The organism is Methanosphaera sp. ISO3-F5, assembly GCF_034480035.2.
Classification (GTDB): Archaea; Methanobacteriota; Methanobacteria; order Methanobacteriales; family Methanobacteriaceae; genus Methanosphaera.
In genome coordinates, this window is record NZ_CP118753.2 from 869,488 (window position 1) to 891,914 (window position 22,427).

Consider the following 22,427-nt stretch of genomic DNA (forward strand, 5'->3'; position numbering starts at 1 on the left):
TCTATTATTATATTATTATTTTTTCTTTTGTTAAGTTTTTCGATTTTTCAATAATAATAATAGTTTTAGTATATAAAGTATTATATGGGGTTGATATTAATGGTTAATAATGATTTGGAAAGTAAAGAAAAAATTACTGTAGATATTCAGAAGCTTGAAAGAAATCTTAAACAGGTTGAGGATATTACTTTTGTTGGTAAAGAAAAGGAAGTTTATGATAGGGCTGTGGATTATATGAATGATTCTAAGTATTATCTTGAAAAGGAGGATATGCGCACAGCTTTTGGTTGTATTGAGTATAGTCATGGATTGCTTGATGCTCTTAGGATGATACATGGATTAATATAATTAATTTTTGTATTCTTTTTTTAGTATGGAGTATAAGTCTAGGTTACTGTATGTGTTATCAGTATTTTTTTGTCCTTCTCTTAGTTTTCCTTCGTAAATCATGTCTAGTTTTTTCATTACTTTTTTTGATGCGGTGTTGTCTTCGTGGCATGATGCGTAGATTCTGTTGAATTTTGCTTTGTTGAATGCGTAGTCGAGTACTGCTTTTGCTGCTTCGGTCATGATTCCTTTTTTCCACCATTGGCTTCCTAAACTGTATCCTAGTTCTCCTGAGTTGTTGTTTTCGTCTACGTTGAATATTGCTATTGATCCTACTATTTGGTTGTTGTAGGTTATTGTCCATGAGTAGTGTAGTGGGTTGTCCTGGTATTCTTTTATGTTGTATTCTATGAATTTTTCACATTTTTCTGGTGTGTTGCATGGTATCCATGAGATGTATTTTGTTATTTTTTTGTCACTTCCATAGTTTTGGTATACTTCTGTTGTGTCTTCTTTTTTGAATTGTCTTAGGGTTAGGCGTTTTGTTTTTATTTCTTGTGTTCCTATTTTTTCCATTTTTTTTCACTTTTCATGTTTTTTTTATATTTTATTTTTATTTTATTTGTTTATTATATTTTTCAATGTTGTTTGTTTGTTTTTCTTTGTTTTTTTAGTTTTTTGGGCGATTGTTTTATATAGTTTGTTTTCAAAATATAAATATACCCATAGGGGTATAGGTATAATAAATTTAAGAGGTACAAAAAAATGAACGAAATCATCCTAAACAACATATCATTCATATTCATAATGACACTAGTACTGATAAGCTTCATACTAGTAGTAAAAACAAGCAATAAACCATATTAACAACACACTCCTTTTTTAAACTATTTTTTTAAAAACAACTAATAACAGCCACACACAAAAAAGAATTATCATTCAAATTTATTTTAATAAAAAACAAAAACATAGAAAAAATTAGTATACTTTAAATACTTTGATTTCCTATACTATAATTAATGATAACAATCTTAACAAAACAAAAAAAATTAAAAGATTGGAATCAAAAAAATGATAAAAACACAAAGGAGACGATAATTATGGCCCAACATGATAAAATTGTTTTAAAAAATACAGACGAAAACAACATGTCAACAACAATAGAACTAGACAATCTAAACAAAACAAGCGTTAAATGGGGATTAGATCCAGAAAAAACAGAATATGTTGGGAAAGTAAACATAAAAGACCTGGAAGAAAAAGAAGAATAACTTCCACTTCCTCCCCTCCCTAAACTATTTAAATAACACCCACATAATTACTCATTTTAAACTAAACAAAGACAACTGACTTAACAAGTGCAATAATCAACACAACTACTAAAATAATAGTAACAGTTAAAATCAAATCCTTAAAAGGAACCTTAATCCTAGAAGCAATACTCCTCCAACTAAAAGAACTAACTTCCAAAATAAAACGAACTTCAATCTTAGCAACCAACAATGATCCAACCAACACAAACACATCATTAACCATATGAATTAAACTAATAACACTAGGAGCATTACCAATTCCCACCTCATTTGCAACAACAAACAAGATAGACAAAACAGAAAACGACAAACCAAGTAACATAGTATATAAACTATAAACAATATTTTTAACAAAAATCACAACAAAACTACCAGTTATGTCACCCGGTAAGAACATATACAAGTTCAAAGAACTGTTAACAAAACTTAAAAACCCAGTATTAACATTACTATGATTAAAGCCAGTGTAAAAAGACAATAAAATTAAACAAATACTAATAATGAAAAAAAGTTTGTTTCTCTTAAAATAATCCTTAAAATTACCTTTATTATAAACATCTTTAAAAAATTTTCTAATAATAACCACCCTTTTTACAAGATAATACATAATATGTAAAAGATATCTATTAAAATTTTACTATAATATATATGAATCAACAAAACAACTTATTTTACAAAAAAAATAATTGAAAAACATTAATTTGATAAAAAAAAGAATATCAAATAATATAATAAAGAAAATAACAAACAATAACTAAAAGAGAAAATATTATGAAAATATTATACTTAACAGACCTATACTATGAAGCCAAAGGAAGAAAATACTACGAAGAAGACTTATATATAACATCAATACTAAAAAATAAATTTAACCTAGTACTATGCCACCCTTTAAACTCAAAAAGCTTCGAAGAAGATGTAGACTTAATAATATTCAGAAACACAGGATCAGTAATAGGATACAAAGAAGAATACAAAAAATTTATAAACAGAATAAAAACAAAAAATATCCGGACATTCAATGAATTCAATGGAAAAGCAGACATGCAAGGAAAACAATACTTACTAGAACTAACAAAAGCAAACTATCCAGTAATACCCACAATTAACTCACAAAAAGATTTATCATCATTACATGACGTGGAAGAATATGTAATAAAACCATTAGATGGTGCTGATTCAATAGGTCTTGAATATGTGACAAAAAAAGAATTAATTGAAAAAGAATTATCTGATAAAATGTTAATTCAGCCACGCATAGATTTTGAATATGAAGTATCATTCTATTATATAAACGATAAATTTGAATACGCACTCTATGCACCAAATAAAGAAAAAAGATGGGAATTAGAACAATATAAACCAACAAAAGAAGACTTAGAATTTGCTGAAAAATTCATAAAATGGAATACAATAAAAAAAGGAATACAAAGAGTCGACGCATGCAGAACAAAAGACGGTAAATTATTACTTGTAGAATTAGAAGATTTAAATCCGTATTTATCATTATCTAGTTTGGATGAAGAAACAAAGAACCAGTTTATGGAAGATTTTATAAAAACAATACAATCATATGATGATTAAATGAATATTATAAGTTAATAAATATTAAACCAATTATACAAAGAATCATACCTACAATCTGTTTAACACTAATTCCTTCATGAAATAGAACAGCACCAATAATGAGCAAAGCTATTGCAAGGCACGTGTTAGCAACCACTGGAGCATTATTTACTTGCCATCCAAGCCTATACGCATAAATATATCCTGCCTCCAATCCCACTATACAAATTCCCAGAAGAATTGATGACCAGTTAATATTAGACAGTTGCACAACCAGATTCTCTGGTTTAACCATTGAAACGAATAAGATTGCCGATAATATTGCTGCTGAAACATATGTAACTGTTAAACTGCCAAAAGTATTCACATTACCTGGTATGGTTTTGCTGCAGATATGATATAAACAGTTGGATAAAACGATTATCAGTATAGGTATGGCCATATTTAACAGTATCATCAACCTCCAAACTAGTAGTGTATTATATTTTGTTTTTTGTAAGATTAATATTTTTTATTTTAATGAAAAAATAATGAATAATTGGCAGGGATAATTCATGTTTTTGACGAATTGTTTACAATAACAGTTCTGAATTATTATTATGAAATTAGGTGATACTTAATATCAAATAACACTGTTATAAATCTTTATTTTAACTAAAAAACTATTAATAAACAAAAATCAAATAATAACATATAAGAAAAAATACAAGAAATAAGGAGTAAAAAATATATGAACTACAAAGAACTATCACAAAAACTAAGAGAAAAAATACAAATGGAAAAAGAACCAGTAGCAATAAAAATATATGAAACAACAGAAGAAGCAGAAAAAGAACTGCCAAAATATGAAGGACAAGCAAAACACTGCCAACTAGTATCCGATTCCTCAACACAAAAAAAATCATTCTATGCAACAGCAGAAGAAATAAACTGCCCAAACGGTCAACTAGCACTTGGACTAACAGAAAAAACAACAGACGCATTACCACAAATCCCACCACTCAAAAAAGCACTAGGATACGCACCCCTAACAGATGCAACATTCCAACCAGACGTAATAGTAATATACGCACTACCATCACAAGCATTCCATGTAGCACAACTATTTAAAACAAAACTAAAAACAAGATTCGAAGCAAACTTCAACGGAACAGCATCATTATGTGCAGATGCAGTAGCATACCCATACATATCCGGAAAATCAAACATGACACTAGGATGTATGGGATCAAGAAAATTCTCAGACATCAAAGATGAAGAAATGGTCATAGGACTAACCTTCGATGAAGCACAAAAAATAGTAGAATAAAAAATATTCACCTTTTCTCTTTTTAATTATTTTTTAAGCTTAAACACGTCTAACTTAGCAGAAACCCTATCATTAATCTTTTCCTCACTAAAATTAACAGATTTAACTAATTCCAGACGAGTCTCCGTAGGCAAATACAATTTATATTCAACAGTAGAATAATAAAAGAAAATAAGAACATCCCTAGGATTAACATCCACAGATTCTTCAATTCTTCTTAAAACCTGCCTAAAAATCTTAGATGAAAAAGGATTAAACAAATAAAAACAATTAGCTTCATCAGGAACATACTTTTCGGCCTTAGAATGTACAAAAACAACATCCCCTGTATCACCATAACGTTCTAAGTTCTTAAAAGCCATATTAAGTAATCGTTCACTATGGTCAACACCAATAACCCTGCAACCAAGCAGTTTATTCAAGAAAAAACCTACACGACCTAATCCACAACCATAATCAACAACAACATCATCTTCACAAATCAAATCCAACTTCACTAACTCTTCTAAAACAACATACGGTGTAGGATCATAACCATAATTCTGATAATCTTCCTCCAAATAATCAAAAACATCAGTACTAATATTCAATTTAGAGTCCCATAATAAATCATTAGGATCATTCAATTTTTTCACTCCTCCTTGTTTAACCGTATCAAAAGCGTATAAACTATTATTATCCTTTGTTTTTAAAAATATAAATAATAAAAGTGTTAATATTTTTCTAGATAAAAATTATTTACAATACTCCGAAAATCAGCCACAGGCACCTTCTCTTTGAATGGAACACCATCTGTAGTTAAATTATCCTCATTAGAAACATAATCGGACGGATAAGAATTTAAGTTCTCTAAAAAGGTGTTAGTTCTATCAAAAATATCTATAAGTTCATCCCTATTTGTAGGATAAGCCATTTCAAGACGAGGTATCTCCTTTTTCCTAATTAAATATAAAAGAAACTTAGGAAAATTACCACTACCCACACCACCATATAACAAGATAGTACTATTTAATCTATCATACATCCTTGTTCTATTCTTAGGAGCACGACCTAAAATTATAGCAGCTTCAGCTTCTCGTATAATGTGATCAGCAAGAGTTAACCTTCCCTTTATACCTGATGGAACTTCAGTACCAACATACTTATTACCCTCTTGTACAAGAGTACCATTTAAATTATATAATGCTGAATCATGATCAATTACATCATCATCATAAGGATCCTTTTCTCTAGCTTTCTCAGGGGACATATCATACATTTGTACTGGGGTATGACCATTTTTAAAAATTAAATTAGTTAATAACACGCCTCCCTCAGGAATCAATGCAACTTTCATATAGAACCATCCAATATTAGCATTATGTAATATTTATAATAATAATTATTATTAATAGTAATGATAAATTTTTAATCAATGATATAAGGATATACCTCATATTTTTCATACTCTATTTTTAACCATCGAGCAAGTAACTTTTCATCAATACTGTACTTATTATCTTTTAAACTTATTAAATCAAGATTTTGAAGTTTTTTCAAAGATAAACTAAGAGAACCGCTTGTTACACCAAGACATTCAGCTATTTCTTTTCGCTTTAATGGTTTCTCCAGTAAGGATATGAATATGTTTTGTTCCTTATGTGACAATCTGCTCCAAAGATTAATCAAATGAAATATTATACTTGAAATGTTCTTATCAAAATTTTCAATAACCATTTTCTCATTTAATTCAATGTTTTTTGGTAATAATGTTCCAAATATGTTTATATATGCTGGAACTCCAGAAGTACATTTATAAAATCTATCAAAAGCAGCTTCCGTAAAAATTAGATCAGGCGCATTCTTATTTAAATAATTTCTAGTAGTTTCTCTGCTAAATGGATCCAATTGAATATTTAACATTCTACCACCAAATGCACCATTCTGTGAAGAAATCTTTGGAATTAACTCATCTTGTAAGCTCATAGAACCAGATAATACATATGCTACATTGTTATGTTTCTGACTATAACTCCTGAAAATCCATAAAAAAGACTCTAAATATTCTCCTAATTCCTTAATAACTTGTATTTCATCAATTAGTATAATAACACCTTTTATAACATCATTGTATTCCTTCAAAATTTCATTTGGTAAATTGAATACAAAATCTTTTAATTTTTCAAAATTCTTTTCAGAATTTATTAATGGGATTGGAATGTTTCTTAGAGAGATTATATTCTCTATATGAAAATCGTTAGTTTTAAAATATTTCCTGATACTATATTCAAAGTTTACTAATTTTCTTTTTTTACATTCATCTATAATTTCTTTATAGTAGTATTCTAATAAACCCATAGGATTCATATTATTTTTCTGATAACATTCTGCATGTGAAAAGTCCATGTATACTACTAGGAAATCTTTTTCTAGATCTTTTTTGATTTTATTTAAAAATACTGTTTTTCCTACATTTCTAATTCCTGTAAGTAATATTGAAGGGGCATTATTTTGTGCTGTTAAATTTAGTAATGCTGTAATATTTGCAATTTCTTCTGTTCTGTTATAAAATTCATCTTCATTTAATTCTTGATTATTGACCCATGCAAGATTGCTCATATCATTCACCAAATTTATTTCCTATAATAATATGTATTATCTTTGATAATATATAAAATTTATATTATTCCTAATAATAACTATTACTTAAAATAATATATTTGTATTGTATTACTAATAATAATAAGTATTATATTTAATAATGGAATATAATCTCTTATGTTGTTAATATCTAACAAATTGGTCAATCAAATGATTTTGAAATAGATTTTATTGCTGAAAAAGATAAACAAATTGTTTATATTCAAGTTTCTTATTTATTATATTCTGAAGAAACGGTTGAAAGAGAGTTTAGGTCATTATTGAAAGTGAAGGATAATTATCCAAAATATGTTTTAAGTATGGATCATCTTGATTTTTCAAGAGATGGAATTATTCATCAAAATTTACTAGATTTTTTAATTAATGTTTTATGTTAAAAATTGTTATTTGTATTTTTTTTTATTATTTATTTTTTTGTATGTATTGGTTTTTTCTTGTTTTTCAATATTTTTATTAAAAGTTCATTTTTTGTATATGACATCTATATGTGGTTGGTGATTTTTGGTATTTTTGTTTTGTTTCTTTTTTCTTGTTTTTCAGTGTTTTTATTTTACTTCGTTAAACCTAAGTATAGCGAACTAAAAAGAGGCTGGAATATTCCCAAAACAGGCAAAAATCACCAAAAAATAATAAAAGTAACAAACAATTTTCATCTGGAATATTTTATTCATCAAAAACTATTAAAAAAGAATTTTCTCCTAAAAAATATAAAAAAATAAATTAAAACAAATCACTAAATAATAATTAATTTCAATATATTTGATTTATAATGGCTATAATTTAATTTTATGATAAAATAATTATTTATATATTATATGAATGAATATAATTTCTAAGATTTAAGTATATTAATCATATATTTAATATTCCAATGATATTTGTCTCCTTATTTCAGCAGAAAAATCATTATATTTGTAATATTAAATCATCTATTTTTTAAAACATAATATGAGTTAAAATTAAATAATAATAATTGAACGTTGAGACTAATTTTTATTAATCTAATCTTAAAGGATAAATTTTATTATTTTCAAATTCTAACTTTAACCACCTTTTAAGAATTTTATCATTAATATGATAATAATTATTTTCCAATATAATTAATTCTTGATGTTGAAGGTTTATTAAAGGTTTACTTATTGATCCTGTAGTGACATTTAAAGTTTTAGCAATATCTTTTCTTTGTAAAGGTTCATCAATTAATGATATAATAATATTTTGTTCACGTAGAGTAAGTTTATTCCAAATTACTATTAAATGAGTATTTATCACTGTAATTTTTTCTTCAAATTCTCTTATAACATCTTTTTCATTTAATTCTATGTCTTTGGGAAGTAATGTTGCAAATATATTTACGTATGAGGGTATACCTGATGTACACTTATAAAATCTTTCAAATCCTTCTTTATTAAAAAGGAGATTGGGAGCTTCTTGATTCAGATAATTTTTTACTGTTACTTTATCGAATGGTGTTAAATTTATTGTTAACATTCTTCCACCAAAAGCACCTCTTTGACTGGCTATTTCAGTGATTAATTCGTCTTGTAAACTCATTGACCCGGAAAAAATGTATGATACATAGTTTTGATTTTGAATGTAACTTCGTAATTTCCAGAGAAATGATTCTTTATAATCATTTAATTCCTTAATAATTTGAAATTCATCAATGAAGATTAATATACCTTTTATTTTATCTGTATTCTTTTCATATATTTTTTCGGGTAATGTTAATACGAAATCAAATAATTTTTCAACATCTGTTTCATGAGTAAATATGGGTACTGGAAATTTGTCTATTTGAATAAAATCTTTAATTTTAAAATTATTTGTTTTAAATATTTTTTCTATTTTTTTATCTAATGTGTTTAATTTTTTTTCTTTTGATTCGATGAGAAATTCTCTTAAAAAATATTCCATTAATCCTTTGATGGATAATTTATTTTTCTGATAACATTCTGCTTTTGAAAAGTTTAAATATACTACCAGATAGTCTTGATCTAATTCGTTTTTTATTCTTTTTAAAAATACTGTTTTTCCAACACCTCTTAGTCCTGTTAATAATATTTCAGGAGCATTGCCTTGGGATGTTGTTTCTAAAAGGCTTTTTATATTATTTAATTCTCTTTTTCTATTGTAAAATTCATTGTCTCGTAAATTTTCTCTAGTTCCCCATGGAATCATCACTGTCACCTATTATTATTTATATTTATAAAACATATAAACATATTCAATATATGAATAAGTAATCAGGTATGAAATAAAAATTAAATATATTTCATGTTAAAATATGTATTCATTTATAGAATAACTTAATGATGTATTCATGATGTGAATAAATTATAAGTTAATAGAGATTAAAGTTTTAATTTATTTAATTATTATAAAAACTATTAAAGTATTATATTAATTGAAATTTTTTTTTATAAAAATAGTATTTTTCTTGGAGTTGATTTTGTAAAAAGTTATGAAGCGAAGATCATATTGGTGATTAGGTTTTTATTCTAGTATGATTGCTTCGGCTTCGTTTTTTCTTAGTGCTAATGAGAATCCTTGTATTCTTATTTCTACTGGGTAGTTGAGTGGTGCTCTTCTTTCGAGTTTTACTGGTATTCCACTTATTAGTCCCATTTCTCTTAGGTGTTTTCCTAGGGTTCCTTTTATTTTATGTGATTTTATTATTCCTGTTTCTCCTATTTTTAGGTCATCTACTGTTTTTGGCATTATGTTGTCCTCCTTTTTTGATGTTTATAAGTTTATATTTGTTTTATCTTCATGTCTTTTTTAGGTGATTTAACTTTACCTATACCCCTATAGGTATAATATATACTATGCTTTTATTAGTATATAAATGTTTTTACAAATCCGATTCTAAAATTCAAATTAAATATACTTAATTTAAGTTTTTTTAATTTATGAATTTAGTTTATATTATGTATTCTTAAAAAAATGTAATGTTTTTCAACCATTTATATTATATCTGGTTGAATTAGTTTAAATAAACTAAAATAAACATTTCCTTTTTGATTTTATTAAATATGTGATTAAAAATGATATCTTTTTTTAAGTTTTTATAATTGGAGTCAATTATATTTACCTATACCCCTATGGGTATAATATATGATATCATAATCATACTATATAAAGATTACATCAAAAAATATTAAAAAAAGTTAAAAAAACTTCAAAAAAATAGAAAAAACTAAATCTCGATTCTAATATCATCATAAGGACATACTTTGATATGATCATTAATTTCTTCTATCTGAATGTTATGTGCATGTCCCTGTTCATAATTATCAATAAGTATTACTATGTATAGGTTTATGAAAAGTATTATATTTCTGTAATTGAAATATTTACAAAAATTGTTATTTTAAATTAATATATTAAAAAAAGTGTTGTGTTTGGTCAACCAATTATTTAGTGGATGTAATAAATTTTGGTTGATCATTAGTCTTAATAAACTAAAATAAATGTTTTGTTTATTTTATTAAATATGTGATTTTAAATGATATTATGTTTTTGTTTTTATAATTTTTGGAGTTAATTATATTTTACCTATACCCCTATGGGTATAGTATATAGTATGACAACAACACTATATAAACATTAACCAAAAATCATTAAAAAATAATTAAAAAACCATAAACAAAAATAGAAAAAAAAGGATTAACAAATCCTAACAAGAGTCTTACCCTTAGAACCACCATTAAAAACCTTACCAAGAGCATCATTAACATGATCCAAATCAAAAACCTCATCAACAGAAACATCAACACGATTCTCATCAAAAATACTGGAAACTCTTTCTAACTGATCACCATCAGACTCAACAAACAAGAAATAATACTTCTGATTATTCTTACCAGCCAAACGATCATACTTTAACCCAGCAAACTCAAACAACAACCTCTTATACAAAGGCATATTCATCCTAGAAGCAAACTCACCATTAGGCATACCCTTCAAAGAAACCAGAGAACCACCCCTTTTAAGAATCTTAAACTCTTTCTCTAACTCACTCTCACCAAGAGTATCAATAACATAATCAACATTATCTAAAATCTCAGAATAATCCTCACTCTTATAGTCAATAAACCTATCAACACCTAACTTAGTAACATGATCCTCGTTTCTCTTACTACCACTAGTAATAACATTCAAACCCAAACTCTTTGCAATAGGTATAGCCATCGCCCCAAAACTACCCGTACCACCAGAAATAAACACACTCTCACTCTTTCTAACATTCAACAAATCAAATGCCTGAAAAGCTGTAAGAGCAGTTAAAGGAACACAAGCAGCCTCATCAAAATCCAAATAATCAGGAATCATTGCAACAGCATTTTTATCCACACTAACAAATTCAGCAAATGCACCAATATTATCCAGTGGAAGCCTACAATACACCCTATCACCAGGTTTAAATTCGCTAACATCACATCACACTTCTTCAACAATACCCGAACATTCATTACCTAATACTAATGGCAGATTATATGGTGTTATAAGTTTAACTTCACCTCTTATTATCATATTATCAAGAGGGTTTACTCCTGCATATTTTACTTTAATCAAAACATCATCATTACCAACAAGGGGTGTTGCTACTTTATCTATTCTAAGTTCACATCCATTCTTATCATACTTATCTAATACAGCGGCTTTCAAAATATTTCACCAATAATCATTAATCATAATCTTCATATGATAAATATTTTACAATATATTCATAATACTCTGTTAATATGGGAAATAAATACTTTAAAACATTAAAACAAGGATAATACTTCATAGGGATACTCTTAATAATCATATATAAAAAAGAATTAATCTTATCCCACTAAAAATATAAATAATTAAGTCAACCCTAGAAAACAAGATAGAAAATGAATAAATGGGGGGGTTATAACCAGTTTTTTCTCCGGAAAAAGTATAAAATCAGAATACTAATCATTACACTTATAATGAATAATGTAGGATAACTCCACGTGTAATCTAGTTCGGGCATATACTTAAAGTTCATACCATACCATCCAACAATAAACATCAACGGAGTGAAAATTGTTGTAACCATAGTAAGAATGGTCATAATATGGTTCTGCTTAATATCCAAGTGAGTTTTATATATATCACGAATCTGTTTCGTATAATCTCTTATAGAGTTAGATGTATCACGTAATCGTTCAACCCTGTTAATAAATAATCTGAAGTAACGAAGGTTGTATTCCTTAAAGAATTGATTCTCATTTTCCTCAAATACTTCTCCCAAGTCAAGTAACTGTTCATAATGATTCTTCAAATCCCTGTTATCTATCCTGATTTCATTAACTCGTTTGGATGTTAATGAATCGTTATCATTAATTATTTTACTTTCCATATTGTCAAGTTCATCCTCATATCTTTCAAGTATGCGAAAATCGTCCTTAATAATTTCATTAAGAAAATCATATATGAACCGTTCAAGACTGGGAAGTCTCCATTTTTTTGTTCTCTGTATCTTTTTAATAATCTTCCTTGATGCTCTTGTATCATCAATGAATACAATTCCCTTTTCATCTAAAGCAAAGGCAAACTTATCTTCTTCAGATTGTAAATCTTTTCTTTTTGGTATGAAAAAGGTGCCGGTTATAGAATCATAGTTTTCTTCTGCTTTTGTTACGCGTATATCTGTAGTTTTTGGTTCAAAATCTATACCCATCTTAAATAGATGTTTTTCATCAGTCCATTCCTTCGATGTAAGAAGTGCAACATATTGTTTATTCGTATTTGATAATTCTTCTTGGGTGCATTCTTTTAATCTTTCACCTATTAAATAATACATGTTATCACTTCCTACCATATACAATTATATAGTTAATATTAGTTTGTTTTATTTAATTAATAAGTTCTTTTATGTTGTTGGAAAAGGAAAATATGTTATATTAACATTTTTTTATAATAAAACAAAGGTAGAATAGATATTATTTTAAACTAATATATTAATTCCAATGAAATTTTTCATACAATTAGAAAAAAACGATAAATTAATAATCTGGGAATATTTAGCTATTTTTTAGAAATTATATTAACATTAAAAAATAAAATTCAAAGTATAGTATTCAATTTTGTTAAAAAAGAGGACAGGACTTGATAGGATGAGTAATGTAAAAATCACATCTAACGAAACATTAAATGATGAGCAGAAAAAAGTTTTAGAACAGTTTGAAAAATTTCAGCAAGCCATGATTGATAAGGATGAAGAAAAATTACATGAAATAATACTTGATGGATATACATTAACGCATATGTCTGGTAAAACTCAGACAAAGGAGGAGTTTATCGGGGAAATCATGGGTAATACATTAAATTATTATGAATCAACAATCCAAAATCCGAGGATAAAAGTTATGGGAAATCATGCTCAATTAGTAGCTGATGTAACTCTTGATGCAAAAGTATATGGTATGAAGGGTGTATGGACATTACATACGGTAGCAGATTTTGAACTGGTTGATAACACATGGTTATTCGGAAAATGGGATAATTAATATTATTTTAAAAACTGATCTAAGTAATAACCGAGGTGGATTCTCATAACTCTGAGTATAGGTCCAATGATTAGTGCGGATATGATTGTTCCTTCACGTACACCTGCAAGATAACCTAAAAAGGCTACTGATAGTATTGCAGCAGTTATAACAAATGATGTGTCTATGAAAGGCTTTACTTTACCAAATTCTTTTACTAACTTCACTTATGGCTACAATAATACCGTCACCTGGCAGATAAACTACTTCTGTTTTAATTTCAAGTAAAACACCAAATGCCATGACAATACAATTGGTGGGTAATAGTAATAATTGTGATATGTAATCAGTGGGATTAATTGGACTTACTAGCATTAATGTAAAATCTATAAATATGCTGAAAATTGTTCCTATTAGTATTTGTAAGTATTGTCTTTTATGAAAGTCTTTTCTTAAAAGTAGTGTTTGTAGAAAAATTAGCAGGATATTAAATATGAAGCTGGTAGTGCCTACACTTAGTTTTGTAATTAAACTTGAAACATATGGTATGCAAATTAGTGGTGAGGTTCCTAGATTGGCTTTGATTGATAAGGAGGCACCTAGTGAAATAATGAATAGTGAGAGTAAATAAACGCCATATCTTTTATAATTTATTGTCTTAATATTCATATTATATTGGGGTATGGTTTTATAATTGTTTCTATTTTTATAATTTAATAGTTTATCTGGGGTTCTTGTTGTGTATTTTTTTGGGGTGTGAATTTGGTAGTTAGTGTAATATTTTTTCTTAGAATTAGTAATATTTTGTTTTTTTGGGATAAACTAAATAAAAGGGTGTTGATGTTTTTAAAGTTAAAGAATTCATGTCTCTTTAACTATCAGGGATTTTATTCTATTTTTAGTATTTTATCAAATCCGGATAATGAGAAGTTGTAATCTTTTATTACTTCTTGGCTGGAAATTGCTAACATGTAATCTTGTAATTCGAATAATTTAAATTTTATGTTTTCTAGTTTTATATTTCTGTCTTTGTTTTTTTGTTTTTTTCTTATTTTTTAGTATTACATTTATATGTTCTTCTTGTAAGTCTATGTTAAATTCATCAAGGTTAATATTAAAGCCTAGGCTAGTATATTTCATGAAACTTTCCTTTAAGACCAGTATTTATAGAATTCTTTTGCTTTGTTTTTTGATTGGATGATGTTTTTGTATTCGTTGTTATAGAAGTAGTGTTTGGCTATGTTTAGGTCAATGTTTTTATCAATGTATTCTATGTCGATTCCTATTGGTTTGTCTGATATTGCACAGGCTACCATTTCTTTGCTATGGCTTATGTTGAATTCTATTTTGTGGTTTTGTATGTATGGTTTTTTATAGAAATCTTCTTTGTATATGGGGTGGGTTATTTTTTCTTCTTGTAATAAGTGGTTAAGTAGTAGTTCTGCTCCACAGGATAGTTTTTTTATCTTTCATGAAATGGTATTTGTTTATTTTTTCTTGTCGTTTTTGTGAGACTTTTTTTATTGCTTTTTCTAGTTTTAAGTCTTTTATGTTACATATGGCTATTTTTATCATGGGTTTGTACCTTTAGTTTTGTTGAAGATCTTTTTAGTAGTATAATATTAGTTATTCTTTTTATTGGGTTAATTTATTTATGATTATTTGTATTACTTTACGAATAATATTTATGCTTAGTAATACAAAAGTATTACTTTTTAGTAAATTCATTTAAATACTAGTATTACAAAAGTATTACTTGTAAGCAAATTTATTTAAATAGGAGTAATACTTATGCAAATAACAAAAATTATAAAAACCCTTGAAGGGCTAAAAATGACAATAATAGGAGGAATATTCTTACTAATGAGCCTAATACTAGTACTAACAGGAACATCAGTACCAATATACCTCGATCCGGCGTGGATGACCATAATAATATGTGGAATACCACTAGTATACCTAGCACTAACCAGACTCATATACGAACACTGGGTATCATCAGCACTACTAATAGTAATGGCAATGGTAGCATCAATATTCATAGGCGAAATATTCGCAGCAGGAGAAGTATGTTTCATCATGGCACTAGGAGCACTCCTAGAAGACTACATAGTAGAAAGATCAAAACAAGGACTAAAAGACCTAATTAACCTAAAACCACAACAAGGAAGATTAATAATAAACAACAACGGAGAAACACAAGAAAAAATAGTAAAAGCAGAAGAAATAAAAATAAACGACTACCTACGAGTACTACCAGGAGAAGTAATACCAGTAGATGGAACAATAATTACTGGAGACACATCCGTAGACCAATCAATCATGACTGGAGAATCATTACCATTAGACAGAACAGTAGGCGATGAACTATTCGCAGGAACCCTAAATCTATACGGAGCAATAGACATAAAAGCAACCAAAGTAGGAAAAGATTCATCACTAGAAAAACTCATAAGGATGGTAGAAGAAGCAGATGAAAAACAAGCACCAACTCAGAGAATAGCAGACAAATGGGCAACCTGGCTCGTACCAATAGCATTACTAATAGCAATAGGAGCATACGTAGTAACATGGAACATAGAAAGAGCAGTAACCATACTAGTAGTATTCTGTCCATGTGCATTAATACTAGCAACACCAACAGCAATAATGGCAGCAATAGGACAAGCAACCAAACAAGGAGTACTAATCAAATCAGGACAAGCACTAGAAACAATGGGAAATGTAGATACAATAACCTTCGATAAAACAGGAACCCTAACCTACGGAAACCTAGAAGTATCAGACATAATATCATTCGACAACAAAATATCCGAACAAGAACTACTAAAACAAGTAACAATATCCGAAGTCAAATCAGAACACCCAATAGGAAAAGCAATAGTAAACCATGCAAAAAAAGAAGGATACACATATAATGACCCAGACGAATTCACAATGATACCAGGAAAAGGAGTAAAAGCAGTATACAAAAACAACACAATATACTCCGGAACAATAAAATTCATGAACGAAAACAATATGCAAATAACCAAAGAAGAAACAGAAAAACTAGACAAACTAAGAAACGAAGGAAAAGTATCAATCATAGTAGCATTAAACGAAAAAATAATAGGAATCATAGGACTATCAGATGTACTAAGAGAAAACGCAAAACCAGTAGTAAACTCACTAGAAAATGACCTAAATACTAGTGTAGAACTCCTCACAGGAGACAATCATAAAGCTGCAAACTACTTTGCAAACAAAATAGGAATAAAAAACATACACTCAGAACTACTACCAGAAAACAAAGTTGAACTAGTAGAAGAATTAAGAAACTCTGGAAAAACGGTGTGCATGGTAGGAGATGGGGTAAACGATGCACCAGCACTAAAAACTGCAAATGTAAGTGTAGCAATGGGTGGAATGGGCAGTGACATAGCAATAGAAGCAGCAGACATAGCACTTCTCGGAGATGACATAGAAAAATTACCATACCTTAAAAAACTATCCAACTCAACACTATTCATAATACATTTAAGTATAACCATATCCATGATGATAAATGCAGTAGCAATAATATGCTCAGTACTTGGATGGCTAAACCCGATTACAGGAGCACTAGTACATAACATAGGATCATGTGCAGTAGTACTGCTAGCAGCATCACTATATAACAGGGACTTCTCCGATTATATTAAAAAATCAAAAGCAGATACAAAAATAGAATATGAAAAACCAAAACAATCACATACTGTAGCATCAGTAGCTACCGTATTTGATGAATAAAAACTTTTAACCTCCCTCCATATCAATATTTTTTTTATAATAGTTAATTGAATGAAAAATATGAGATTACTGTTCATTCACCATTTTAAACAATGCATTTTTAACAATTTTATAATCATCATCACTAATATTTCTGCTAACTTTTTCTTCCCATTGGTCAACTAGTGACATAATTTCTTCCATTTTCTGTATACCCTTTTCTGTTAGGGTCACTATCTTTTTTCTTCTATTATTAGGATCTTCTCGTCTTGAAATTAATTCTTTGTCTTCAAATTTTCTGAGTAATTTTGCAGTGTAACCTTCACTAACGTTAAACATTTCAGCTAGTTCTTGTTGATTACTATTCTCTGAAAAGCCTATTCGGATAAAAAAGGGACATTCGGTTAGTGAGATGCCTGTTTCTTCAATTAATGGTTCCATGTGGGATTTATAACTAACAACTAATTCTTCTACATAATGGTATATGCGGATATTTTCTATATTTTCTTCTTTAAATTGTTCTGGAAGTTTCATATATTCTTTTTTGTTTGTTAATTTATTTATTTTTTACATGAAAAATTCTAAATATTATCTTTAATAGACTATTATTTAATGTAATCTATGGTGTATGGGGTTTCAAAAACTAGGAATATATGATGAATTATTATTTAGTTATTATGTGGGATGATTCAAATTGAAAATTCGTAAGTTAGATAAGTTATCAAGAATTCAATTACTTGTAACTGGTTCTGCATTTATTTTATTTCTGATTTTTATTATAACTTATATTACTTTTAATCCGTTAAATGAAAACAGTTACATATACACTGTTTGTATAATAATTGTTGGTTTGGTATGGATTTACTCATTCTATAGAAACTTGAACAGACATAAATTCTACAAAAATAGTATTAAAAAAAGGTAATCTGATGAATAAAATGATAACTGTTGATTAATCTAGAAAATCTGTTATTTCTTCTGTCTTATTTATTATTTTAACTGGGTACTTGTCTTGGTAAACATTTCCTACTCCATATCCCCAGGTAACTAGTATGCAGTCAATGTTGGCATTTTTTGCAGTTTGTATGTCTGTATGTGAATCTCCTATGTATATTGTTTCTTCTTTTGTTACGTTTGCTTTTTTTATTATTGTATTTGCTCCGTATGGGTCTGGTTTTGATGGGTTGTAGGATACGTGTCCTTGTATGTCTATGAATTTTATATTTGGCGTATATTTGTTTAGGAAATGTTTTATTGATGTGGGATCCCGGTTTGAGTTTATAGCTAGGATGTATCCTTTTTCTTGTAGTTTGTTTAGTGTTTCATGTATTCCTGCATATATTTTAGTGTTTTCTTTTGGGTTGTTATGGTATATTTTTTCGTATGTGCTTTTTACTTCTTCTATGTTTTCTGGTGTGTTGTTTTCTTTTAGGATTTTTGCTAGGATTTCATCTATGTTTCCGCCCAGTGATTTTTTGTAGAATTCCAGGTTTAGTGCTTCGTATCCTAGTTTTTGGAATGTTTGGTTGAAGCATGTTGCTACGTCAGGTAGTGTGTCGAATAATGTTCCGTCGAAGTCGAATATGCATAGTTTTTTCATAGTTTTGCTCCTTTGTATTGTTTGTTATTATTTTTGTTTTTTGGTGTTAATTAATGGGTGTGTTGTATCTTAAAAATTTTATCATTATAAATCATTATAAATTATCGAAAATTTTATTAATAAAGTCGATGATAACAATTATTAAAAACTATAAAAAAATTATAAAATTTACAATTTGGAGGAAATTATAGTATGGCAAAAAATGCAATAATAACTGGTGGATCAAGAGGATTAGGAAGAGCAATGGCATTAAAACTAGGCGAACTAGGATATAATGTTGCAATAAACTACAGAAGCGACTCATCCAAACAAATAACCGAAGAATTAGTAGAAGAAATTAAATCAGAATATGGAGTAGAAGCAATAGCAGTACAAGCAGATGTAAGTAAATTCGAAGACTGTAAAAAACTAGTAGACACAACAATAGAAACCTTCGGTGACACAATCGATGCACTAGTAAACAATGCAGGAATAACCAATAACTGTAACTTCATAGACCTTCAACCAGAAGAATATGAAAGAGTAATAAACACAAACCTTGTAAGTATGATGCACATGAGTCACCTAGCACTACCATACATGGTAGACCGTGACACAGCAATCGTATGTACTGCAAGTGTAGGTGGAATGACAGGAGTAATAAACCAAGCAGACTACTGTGCAGCAAAAACAGGAGTAATTGGATTAGTAAGAGCATTAGCACTAGAATTTGCACCAAGAAAAGTAAGAGTAAATGCTATAGCACCTGGAATGATCATGACAGATATGCTAAGAGGAGTAAACCAGGATGAACTAAATGCACTGGCAGCAACCATACCACTCGGACGTATAGGTGATGTTGAAGATATTGCAGGTGCACTAGGATACATTCTCGAAGCAGGATACCTAACTGGTCAAGTAATCTCACCAAACGGTGGATTTGTACTACAATAAATTCATTCTTTTCGTTAATTCTTTATAGGATTATGATTCATAATCCATTTTAATCTATTTTTTTACACTTAACATTTTTCGTCCACAATATTTCTTTTATTTTCAAATTAAAATTAATAATTTAATACACAAATATAAATATATGGGAGTCGTATTATGGTTAAATTTAACTTGGAAGAAGAACTAAAATATTTCACACCATTTACTATGTACATGGAATATATTTTATTAAATTATAACAATTTTCTAAAAAATCATTTAAAAAATAAAAATATCACAACTAAGGAATTTTTATATTTATTCAACATTTTCTATAATAAAAACGTATCCCAGAAATATTTGGCAGATTTAATGTATGTTTCTGAGGCAAATGTTGCTAAGATGCTTAAGAAATTAGAATCAAAAGGTTTGGTTGAAAGACGAAGAGATAAGAATAACAAAAGTAAAAATGTATTGTCACTAACAAAAGATGGTGAATTAACAGTTTTTAGCTTATTAAAATTTAGTATTGAGTGGGAAACAAAAGTTTCGGATATGATTGATGAAGAGAAATTAGTAGATTTTAAGGACAGATTATATGAGATTTCTGAAAAATCTGTAGAAATAAAATAATATTTGTATATTTTGTATACTAAATATTTTAATAGTCTTAACTGAGTTAAGTCTAAAATATATGTGAGGTAATTAAACATGGCAAATAAATAAGAAACATTAAAAGTATTACAAATGATAGTAACCGATTTATCATCAAATTCAATGCAACACAGATTCCAAGCAAAAATATTCGGAGCACAAGGATTCACAAAACTTGAAGAAAAATATCAGGGTCATGCAACAGAAGAAATAGAATTTGTAGAACAATTCATGGACAGAATCATGGATTTAGGTGGAATATTAGTACAAAATGAAATGCCTGCACAAAAATTATATGAAGATGTACAAGAATACTTTAAATCCGATTTACAAGTATCCAAAGATGGAATCAAAGTAATTGTTGACTTAATGGAATCCGGAATATTTGACATAACCACATATGACTTAATGAAAGAATACCTAAAAGATGAAGAAGAAGACATGTACTGGACAGAATCACAACTTGAACTCATCGAAAAAATAGGTATACAAAACTACTTAAACAATCAATTATAATTACTGATTAATATGAAAATTGAAGCAGTAAAATTATATGAAAATGGGTTCATGACACAATCCTTTGCTTTCGGTGGAGAAGAAGGAGTAGATAAGTTTGATCCAACAATTAAATATAGGTCAAGCCTACAAAACTATGTGATAGAACTGGTGATGAAATAATTCTAGTAGACACGGGTATGCCAAAAGAAACACCTGAAATTCTGCGTAATGATGAAGCACCATTATATATGGGGGAAAAAATCACAGACTATGTAACAGCACTGGAAAATCTAGGTTACAAAAAAGAAGACGTGTCAAAAATACTTATCACACATAAGCATGACGATCATACCGGTGAAATAAGAAGTTTTCCTGATGCAAAGGTATACATATCTAAAACAGAAGCTGAGGAAATGAAACTTGATGGAGATAATATTGTTCCAGTTGAATTTACCAGTGGATCTTATCATAACTTTGAAAAATCAGAGAAAATAGTTGACGGAATTTATCTTATGGAAGCAACAGGACATACAACAGGAAATAGTATAGTGATTGTTGAAGATGATGATAAATATGTTATGATTCATGGTGATGTAACATATACTGATGAAGCATTATATGCAAACAAGTTATCAGTGGTTTTTGAAGATGTTGATAAGGCACGTGAAACTTTGGATAATGTACGTGAATTTATATCAAATAATCCTACGGTTTATCTTTCAACTCACACGTCTTTAGGTCCTGAAAACCTTGAAAATCAAGCTATTATTGATTTAGATAATGAACCGGAAAGTATTAAACCAGAATAATTGGTTTAATTATTTTATATTCTTTTTTTCATTTTTGATTTATTAATTCTTCTTTTATATTAGATTTTTTTTTACCAAAACCTTTATATAACATTGTTATTATAATAATAATTGTGAACAGAAAAAAATTAACAATAGTTATAAAAAACTAATCAATCACAAAAAAAGAAAACAAAAGGAGGATGAAAATCAAAACAACAAAAAAATAAAGCATTTAATATTATACGCCTCATAACATTCTATAAAACATAATATAAATAAAAAGTCATATACTAATCGCCTAAAAAGACTAACACCTAAAAGAAAAATTCTAACCTCCTATACAAATGAAAAACATAATATTTAAACACATCAAGGTTATAAATCAACTAAAAAAATCCTTAGAAAGAAAATAGTATCAACAATTAACCTGTTGATACTATCATAACCTTAAAAATAAAATGATACTTACCCAAATACGTACTTAACATCCTAATTTTTGAAAATAAATAACATCCTAAAAAAAATTTAAAAACATGTATTAAATAATACATAAAAAAA

29 protein-coding genes are annotated in these 22,427 nt (G+C 28.1%); 11 read left to right on the forward strand and 18 right to left on the reverse strand.

From position 1 onward, the window contains the following. The first annotated feature begins 99 nt into the window (after window positions 1–99). Window positions 100–348 (forward strand): DUF357 domain-containing protein, encoded by a 249-nt coding sequence (locus tag PXD04_RS15585; RefSeq protein WP_323737459.1) that lies wholly within the window; start codon window positions 100–102, stop codon window positions 346–348. On the opposite strand, the gene PXD04_RS15590 is transcribed toward PXD04_RS15585, so the two are convergent. After that, the gene (locus PXD04_RS15590) at window positions 349–903 is read right to left on the reverse strand and encodes a GNAT family protein (RefSeq protein WP_323735741.1); all 555 of its coding nucleotides are present in this window, start codon (window positions 901–903) and stop codon (window positions 349–351) included. A gap of 524 nt (window positions 904–1,427) precedes the next feature. Between PXD04_RS15590 and PXD04_RS15595 the strand changes: the two genes are divergently transcribed. Then, window positions 1,428–1,598 carry a hypothetical protein gene (locus tag PXD04_RS15595; protein ID WP_323735742.1) on the forward strand — a complete coding sequence of 57 codons (171 nt, stop codon included), beginning with the start codon at window positions 1,428–1,430 and terminating at the stop codon, window positions 1,596–1,598. A gap of 61 nt (window positions 1,599–1,659) precedes the next feature. On the opposite strand, the gene PXD04_RS15600 is transcribed toward PXD04_RS15595, so the two are convergent. After that, complete coding sequence (locus PXD04_RS15600; RefSeq protein WP_323735743.1) at window positions 1,660–2,037, reverse strand: hypothetical protein; 378 nt, start codon at window positions 2,035–2,037, stop codon at window positions 1,660–1,662. Window positions 2,038–2,411: 374 nt separating this feature from the next. Here PXD04_RS15600 and PXD04_RS15605 point away from each other — a divergent pair, with 374 nt between their 5' ends. Next, window positions 2,412–3,224: a hypothetical protein gene (locus tag PXD04_RS15605; protein ID WP_323735744.1), complete on the forward strand. Its 813-nt coding sequence runs from the start codon at window positions 2,412–2,414 to the stop codon at window positions 3,222–3,224. A gap of 7 nt (window positions 3,225–3,231) precedes the next feature. On the opposite strand, the gene PXD04_RS15610 is transcribed toward PXD04_RS15605, so the two are convergent. Beyond that, complete coding sequence (locus PXD04_RS15610) at window positions 3,232–3,663, reverse strand: hypothetical protein (RefSeq protein ID WP_323735745.1); 432 nt, start codon at window positions 3,661–3,663, stop codon at window positions 3,232–3,234. A gap of 273 nt (window positions 3,664–3,936) precedes the next feature. Here PXD04_RS15610 and PXD04_RS15615 point away from each other — a divergent pair, with 273 nt between their 5' ends. Continuing rightward, window positions 3,937–4,515 (forward strand): DUF169 domain-containing protein, encoded by a 579-nt coding sequence (locus PXD04_RS15615; RefSeq protein WP_323735746.1) that lies wholly within the window; start codon window positions 3,937–3,939, stop codon window positions 4,513–4,515. Window positions 4,516–4,541: 26 nt separating this feature from the next. Here PXD04_RS15615 and PXD04_RS15620 read toward each other — a convergent pair whose 3' ends face one another. The 8 genes from PXD04_RS15620 to PXD04_RS15655 form a co-directional block, all read right to left on the reverse strand. Beyond that, a complete protein-coding gene (locus tag PXD04_RS15620) occupies window positions 4,542–5,141 on the reverse strand; it encodes a class I SAM-dependent methyltransferase (protein ID WP_323735747.1) in 600 nt (199 codons plus the stop codon). Between the two features lie 86 nt (window positions 5,142–5,227). Further along, window positions 5,228–5,851, reverse strand: a complete 624-nt coding sequence (locus PXD04_RS15625) for a DUF2112 family protein (RefSeq protein WP_323735748.1) — start codon at window positions 5,849–5,851, stop codon at window positions 5,228–5,230. A 71-nt stretch (window positions 5,852–5,922) separates the two neighbouring features. Further along, window positions 5,923–7,113: an ATP-binding protein gene (locus PXD04_RS15630; protein WP_323735749.1), complete on the reverse strand. Its 1,191-nt coding sequence runs from the start codon at window positions 7,111–7,113 to the stop codon at window positions 5,923–5,925. 1,038 nt (window positions 7,114–8,151) lie between these two features. After that, on the reverse strand, window positions 8,152–9,336 hold the full coding sequence (locus PXD04_RS15635; RefSeq protein ID WP_323735750.1) for an AAA family ATPase: 1,185 nt from the start codon (window positions 9,334–9,336) through the stop codon (window positions 8,152–8,154). Between the two features lie 315 nt (window positions 9,337–9,651). Beyond that, entirely contained in the window at window positions 9,652–9,876 is a 225-nt protein-coding gene (locus PXD04_RS15640) for a FeoA family protein (RefSeq protein ID WP_323735751.1), read from the reverse strand. Window positions 9,877–10,824: 948 nt separating this feature from the next. Continuing rightward, on the reverse strand, window positions 10,825–11,565 hold the full coding sequence (locus PXD04_RS15645; protein WP_323735752.1) for an NADP-dependent oxidoreductase: 741 nt from the start codon (window positions 11,563–11,565) through the stop codon (window positions 10,825–10,827). A 33-nt stretch (window positions 11,566–11,598) separates the two neighbouring features. Further along, on the reverse strand, window positions 11,599–11,826 hold the full coding sequence (locus PXD04_RS15650) for an alcohol dehydrogenase catalytic domain-containing protein (RefSeq protein WP_323735753.1): 228 nt from the start codon (window positions 11,824–11,826) through the stop codon (window positions 11,599–11,601). 235 nt (window positions 11,827–12,061) lie between these two features. Beyond that, window positions 12,062–12,979 (reverse strand): CorA family divalent cation transporter, encoded by a 918-nt coding sequence (locus PXD04_RS15655; protein ID WP_323735754.1) that lies wholly within the window; start codon window positions 12,977–12,979, stop codon window positions 12,062–12,064. Between the two features lie 313 nt (window positions 12,980–13,292). Here PXD04_RS15655 and PXD04_RS15660 point away from each other — a divergent pair, with 313 nt between their 5' ends. Beyond that, window positions 13,293–13,685 carry a nuclear transport factor 2 family protein gene (locus PXD04_RS15660; protein ID WP_323735755.1) on the forward strand — a complete coding sequence of 131 codons (393 nt, stop codon included), beginning with the start codon at window positions 13,293–13,295 and terminating at the stop codon, window positions 13,683–13,685. A 2-nt stretch (window positions 13,686–13,687) separates the two neighbouring features. Here the strand turns inward: PXD04_RS15660 and PXD04_RS15665 are convergent, their stop codons facing one another. From PXD04_RS15665 to PXD04_RS15685, 5 genes are all read right to left on the reverse strand, one after another. Further along, window positions 13,688–13,891: a hypothetical protein gene (locus tag PXD04_RS15665; protein WP_323735756.1), complete on the reverse strand. Its 204-nt coding sequence runs from the start codon at window positions 13,889–13,891 to the stop codon at window positions 13,688–13,690. Further along, window positions 13,866–14,333 carry a YczE/YyaS/YitT family protein gene (locus PXD04_RS15670; protein WP_323735757.1) on the reverse strand — a complete coding sequence of 156 codons (468 nt, stop codon included), beginning with the start codon at window positions 14,331–14,333 and terminating at the stop codon, window positions 13,866–13,868. Before PXD04_RS15670 ends, PXD04_RS15665 begins: the two co-directional genes overlap by 26 nt. A gap of 324 nt (window positions 14,334–14,657) precedes the next feature. Continuing rightward, window positions 14,658–14,804 (reverse strand): hypothetical protein, encoded by a 147-nt coding sequence (locus PXD04_RS15675; RefSeq protein WP_323735758.1) that lies wholly within the window; start codon window positions 14,802–14,804, stop codon window positions 14,658–14,660. Between the two features lie 11 nt (window positions 14,805–14,815). Further along, window positions 14,816–14,980: a 4'-phosphopantetheinyl transferase family protein gene (locus PXD04_RS15680; protein ID WP_323735759.1), complete on the reverse strand. Its 165-nt coding sequence runs from the start codon at window positions 14,978–14,980 to the stop codon at window positions 14,816–14,818. A gap of 112 nt (window positions 14,981–15,092) precedes the next feature. Beyond that, the gene (locus tag PXD04_RS15685; protein ID WP_323735760.1) at window positions 15,093–15,239 is read right to left on the reverse strand and encodes a hypothetical protein; all 147 of its coding nucleotides are present in this window, start codon (window positions 15,237–15,239) and stop codon (window positions 15,093–15,095) included. A gap of 216 nt (window positions 15,240–15,455) precedes the next feature. Here PXD04_RS15685 and PXD04_RS15690 point away from each other — a divergent pair, with 216 nt between their 5' ends. Then, on the forward strand, window positions 15,456–17,435 hold the full coding sequence (locus PXD04_RS15690) for a cation-translocating P-type ATPase (RefSeq protein ID WP_323735761.1): 1,980 nt from the start codon (window positions 15,456–15,458) through the stop codon (window positions 17,433–17,435). A gap of 66 nt (window positions 17,436–17,501) precedes the next feature. Here PXD04_RS15690 and PXD04_RS15695 read toward each other — a convergent pair whose 3' ends face one another. Together PXD04_RS15695 and PXD04_RS15700 are read right to left on the reverse strand one after the other, a co-directional pair. Further along, the gene (locus tag PXD04_RS15695) at window positions 17,502–17,948 is read right to left on the reverse strand and encodes a MarR family winged helix-turn-helix transcriptional regulator (protein ID WP_323735762.1); all 447 of its coding nucleotides are present in this window, start codon (window positions 17,946–17,948) and stop codon (window positions 17,502–17,504) included. A 418-nt stretch (window positions 17,949–18,366) separates the two neighbouring features. Next, on the reverse strand, window positions 18,367–19,014 hold the full coding sequence (locus PXD04_RS15700; RefSeq protein WP_323735763.1) for an HAD family hydrolase: 648 nt from the start codon (window positions 19,012–19,014) through the stop codon (window positions 18,367–18,369). Between the two features lie 192 nt (window positions 19,015–19,206). Here PXD04_RS15700 and PXD04_RS15705 point away from each other — a divergent pair, with 192 nt between their 5' ends. The 5 genes from PXD04_RS15705 to PXD04_RS15725 all read left to right on the forward strand — a co-directional run bounded on the left by PXD04_RS15705 (window position 19,207) and on the right by PXD04_RS15725 (window position 21,887). Then, entirely contained in the window at window positions 19,207–19,947 is a 741-nt protein-coding gene (locus PXD04_RS15705; protein ID WP_323735764.1) for a 3-oxoacyl-ACP reductase family protein, read from the forward strand. Between the two features lie 156 nt (window positions 19,948–20,103). After that, on the forward strand, window positions 20,104–20,559 hold the full coding sequence (locus PXD04_RS15710; protein WP_323735765.1) for a MarR family winged helix-turn-helix transcriptional regulator: 456 nt from the start codon (window positions 20,104–20,106) through the stop codon (window positions 20,557–20,559). A 114-nt stretch (window positions 20,560–20,673) separates the two neighbouring features. Then, window positions 20,674–21,096 (forward strand): bacterioferritin, encoded by a 423-nt coding sequence (locus tag PXD04_RS15715; protein ID WP_323735766.1) that lies wholly within the window; start codon window positions 20,674–20,676, stop codon window positions 21,094–21,096. A 12-nt stretch (window positions 21,097–21,108) separates the two neighbouring features. Further along, window positions 21,109–21,258, forward strand: a complete 150-nt coding sequence (locus PXD04_RS15720) for a hypothetical protein (protein WP_323735767.1) — start codon at window positions 21,109–21,111, stop codon at window positions 21,256–21,258. 17 nt (window positions 21,259–21,275) lie between these two features. Next, window positions 21,276–21,887 (forward strand): MBL fold metallo-hydrolase, encoded by a 612-nt coding sequence (locus PXD04_RS15725; protein ID WP_323735768.1) that lies wholly within the window; start codon window positions 21,276–21,278, stop codon window positions 21,885–21,887. Window positions 21,888–22,427 lie beyond the last annotated feature (540 nt).

Bases quoted from the DNA above. Each gene is read 5' to 3' on its own strand.
- PXD04_RS15585 (WP_323737459.1), top strand. From the start codon at position 100: ATGGTTAATAATGATTTGGAAAGTAAAGAAAAAATTACTGTAGATATT.
- PXD04_RS15590 (WP_323735741.1), bottom strand. From the start codon at position 903: ATGGAAAAAATAGGAACACAAGAAATAAAAACAAAACGCCTAACCCTA.
- PXD04_RS15595 (WP_323735742.1), top strand. From the start codon at position 1,428: ATGGCCCAACATGATAAAATTGTTTTAAAAAATACAGACGAAAACAAC.
- PXD04_RS15600 (WP_323735743.1), bottom strand. From the start codon at position 2,037: ATGTTCTTACCGGGTGACATAACTGGTAGTTTTGTTGTGATTTTTGTT.
- PXD04_RS15605 (WP_323735744.1), top strand. From the start codon at position 2,412: ATGAAAATATTATACTTAACAGACCTATACTATGAAGCCAAAGGAAGA.
- PXD04_RS15610 (WP_323735745.1), bottom strand. From the start codon at position 3,663: ATGATACTGTTAAATATGGCCATACCTATACTGATAATCGTTTTATCC.
- PXD04_RS15615 (WP_323735746.1), top strand. From the start codon at position 3,937: ATGAACTACAAAGAACTATCACAAAAACTAAGAGAAAAAATACAAATG.
- PXD04_RS15625 (WP_323735748.1), bottom strand. From the start codon at position 5,851: ATGAAAGTTGCATTGATTCCTGAGGGAGGCGTGTTATTAACTAATTTA.
- PXD04_RS15630 (WP_323735749.1), bottom strand. From the start codon at position 7,113: ATGAGCAATCTTGCATGGGTCAATAATCAAGAATTAAATGAAGATGAA.
- PXD04_RS15635 (WP_323735750.1), bottom strand. From the start codon at position 9,336: ATGATTCCATGGGGAACTAGAGAAAATTTACGAGACAATGAATTTTAC.
- PXD04_RS15640 (WP_323735751.1), bottom strand. From the start codon at position 9,876: ATGCCAAAAACAGTAGATGACCTAAAAATAGGAGAAACAGGAATAATA.
- PXD04_RS15655 (WP_323735754.1), bottom strand. From the start codon at position 12,979: ATGTATTATTTAATAGGTGAAAGATTAAAAGAATGCACCCAAGAAGAA.
- PXD04_RS15660 (WP_323735755.1), top strand. From the start codon at position 13,293: ATGAGTAATGTAAAAATCACATCTAACGAAACATTAAATGATGAGCAG.
- PXD04_RS15670 (WP_323735757.1), bottom strand. From the start codon at position 14,333: ATGAATATTAAGACAATAAATTATAAAAGATATGGCGTTTATTTACTC.
- PXD04_RS15675 (WP_323735758.1), bottom strand. From the start codon at position 14,804: ATGAAATATACTAGCCTAGGCTTTAATATTAACCTTGATGAATTTAAC.
- PXD04_RS15680 (WP_323735759.1), bottom strand. From the start codon at position 14,980: ATGGTAGCCTGTGCAATATCAGACAAACCAATAGGAATCGACATAGAA.
- PXD04_RS15685 (WP_323735760.1), bottom strand. From the start codon at position 15,239: ATGATAAAAATAGCCATATGTAACATAAAAGACTTAAAACTAGAAAAA.
- PXD04_RS15690 (WP_323735761.1), top strand. From the start codon at position 15,456: ATGCAAATAACAAAAATTATAAAAACCCTTGAAGGGCTAAAAATGACA.
- PXD04_RS15695 (WP_323735762.1), bottom strand. From the start codon at position 17,948: ATGAAACTTCCAGAACAATTTAAAGAAGAAAATATAGAAAATATCCGC.
- PXD04_RS15700 (WP_323735763.1), bottom strand. From the start codon at position 19,014: ATGAAAAAACTATGCATATTCGACTTCGACGGAACATTATTCGACACA.
- PXD04_RS15705 (WP_323735764.1), top strand. From the start codon at position 19,207: ATGGCAAAAAATGCAATAATAACTGGTGGATCAAGAGGATTAGGAAGA.
- PXD04_RS15710 (WP_323735765.1), top strand. From the start codon at position 20,104: ATGGTTAAATTTAACTTGGAAGAAGAACTAAAATATTTCACACCATTT.
- PXD04_RS15715 (WP_323735766.1), top strand. From the start codon at position 20,674: ATGATAGTAACCGATTTATCATCAAATTCAATGCAACACAGATTCCAA.
- PXD04_RS15720 (WP_323735767.1), top strand. From the start codon at position 21,109: ATGAAAATTGAAGCAGTAAAATTATATGAAAATGGGTTCATGACACAA.
- PXD04_RS15725 (WP_323735768.1), top strand. From the start codon at position 21,276: ATGCCAAAAGAAACACCTGAAATTCTGCGTAATGATGAAGCACCATTA.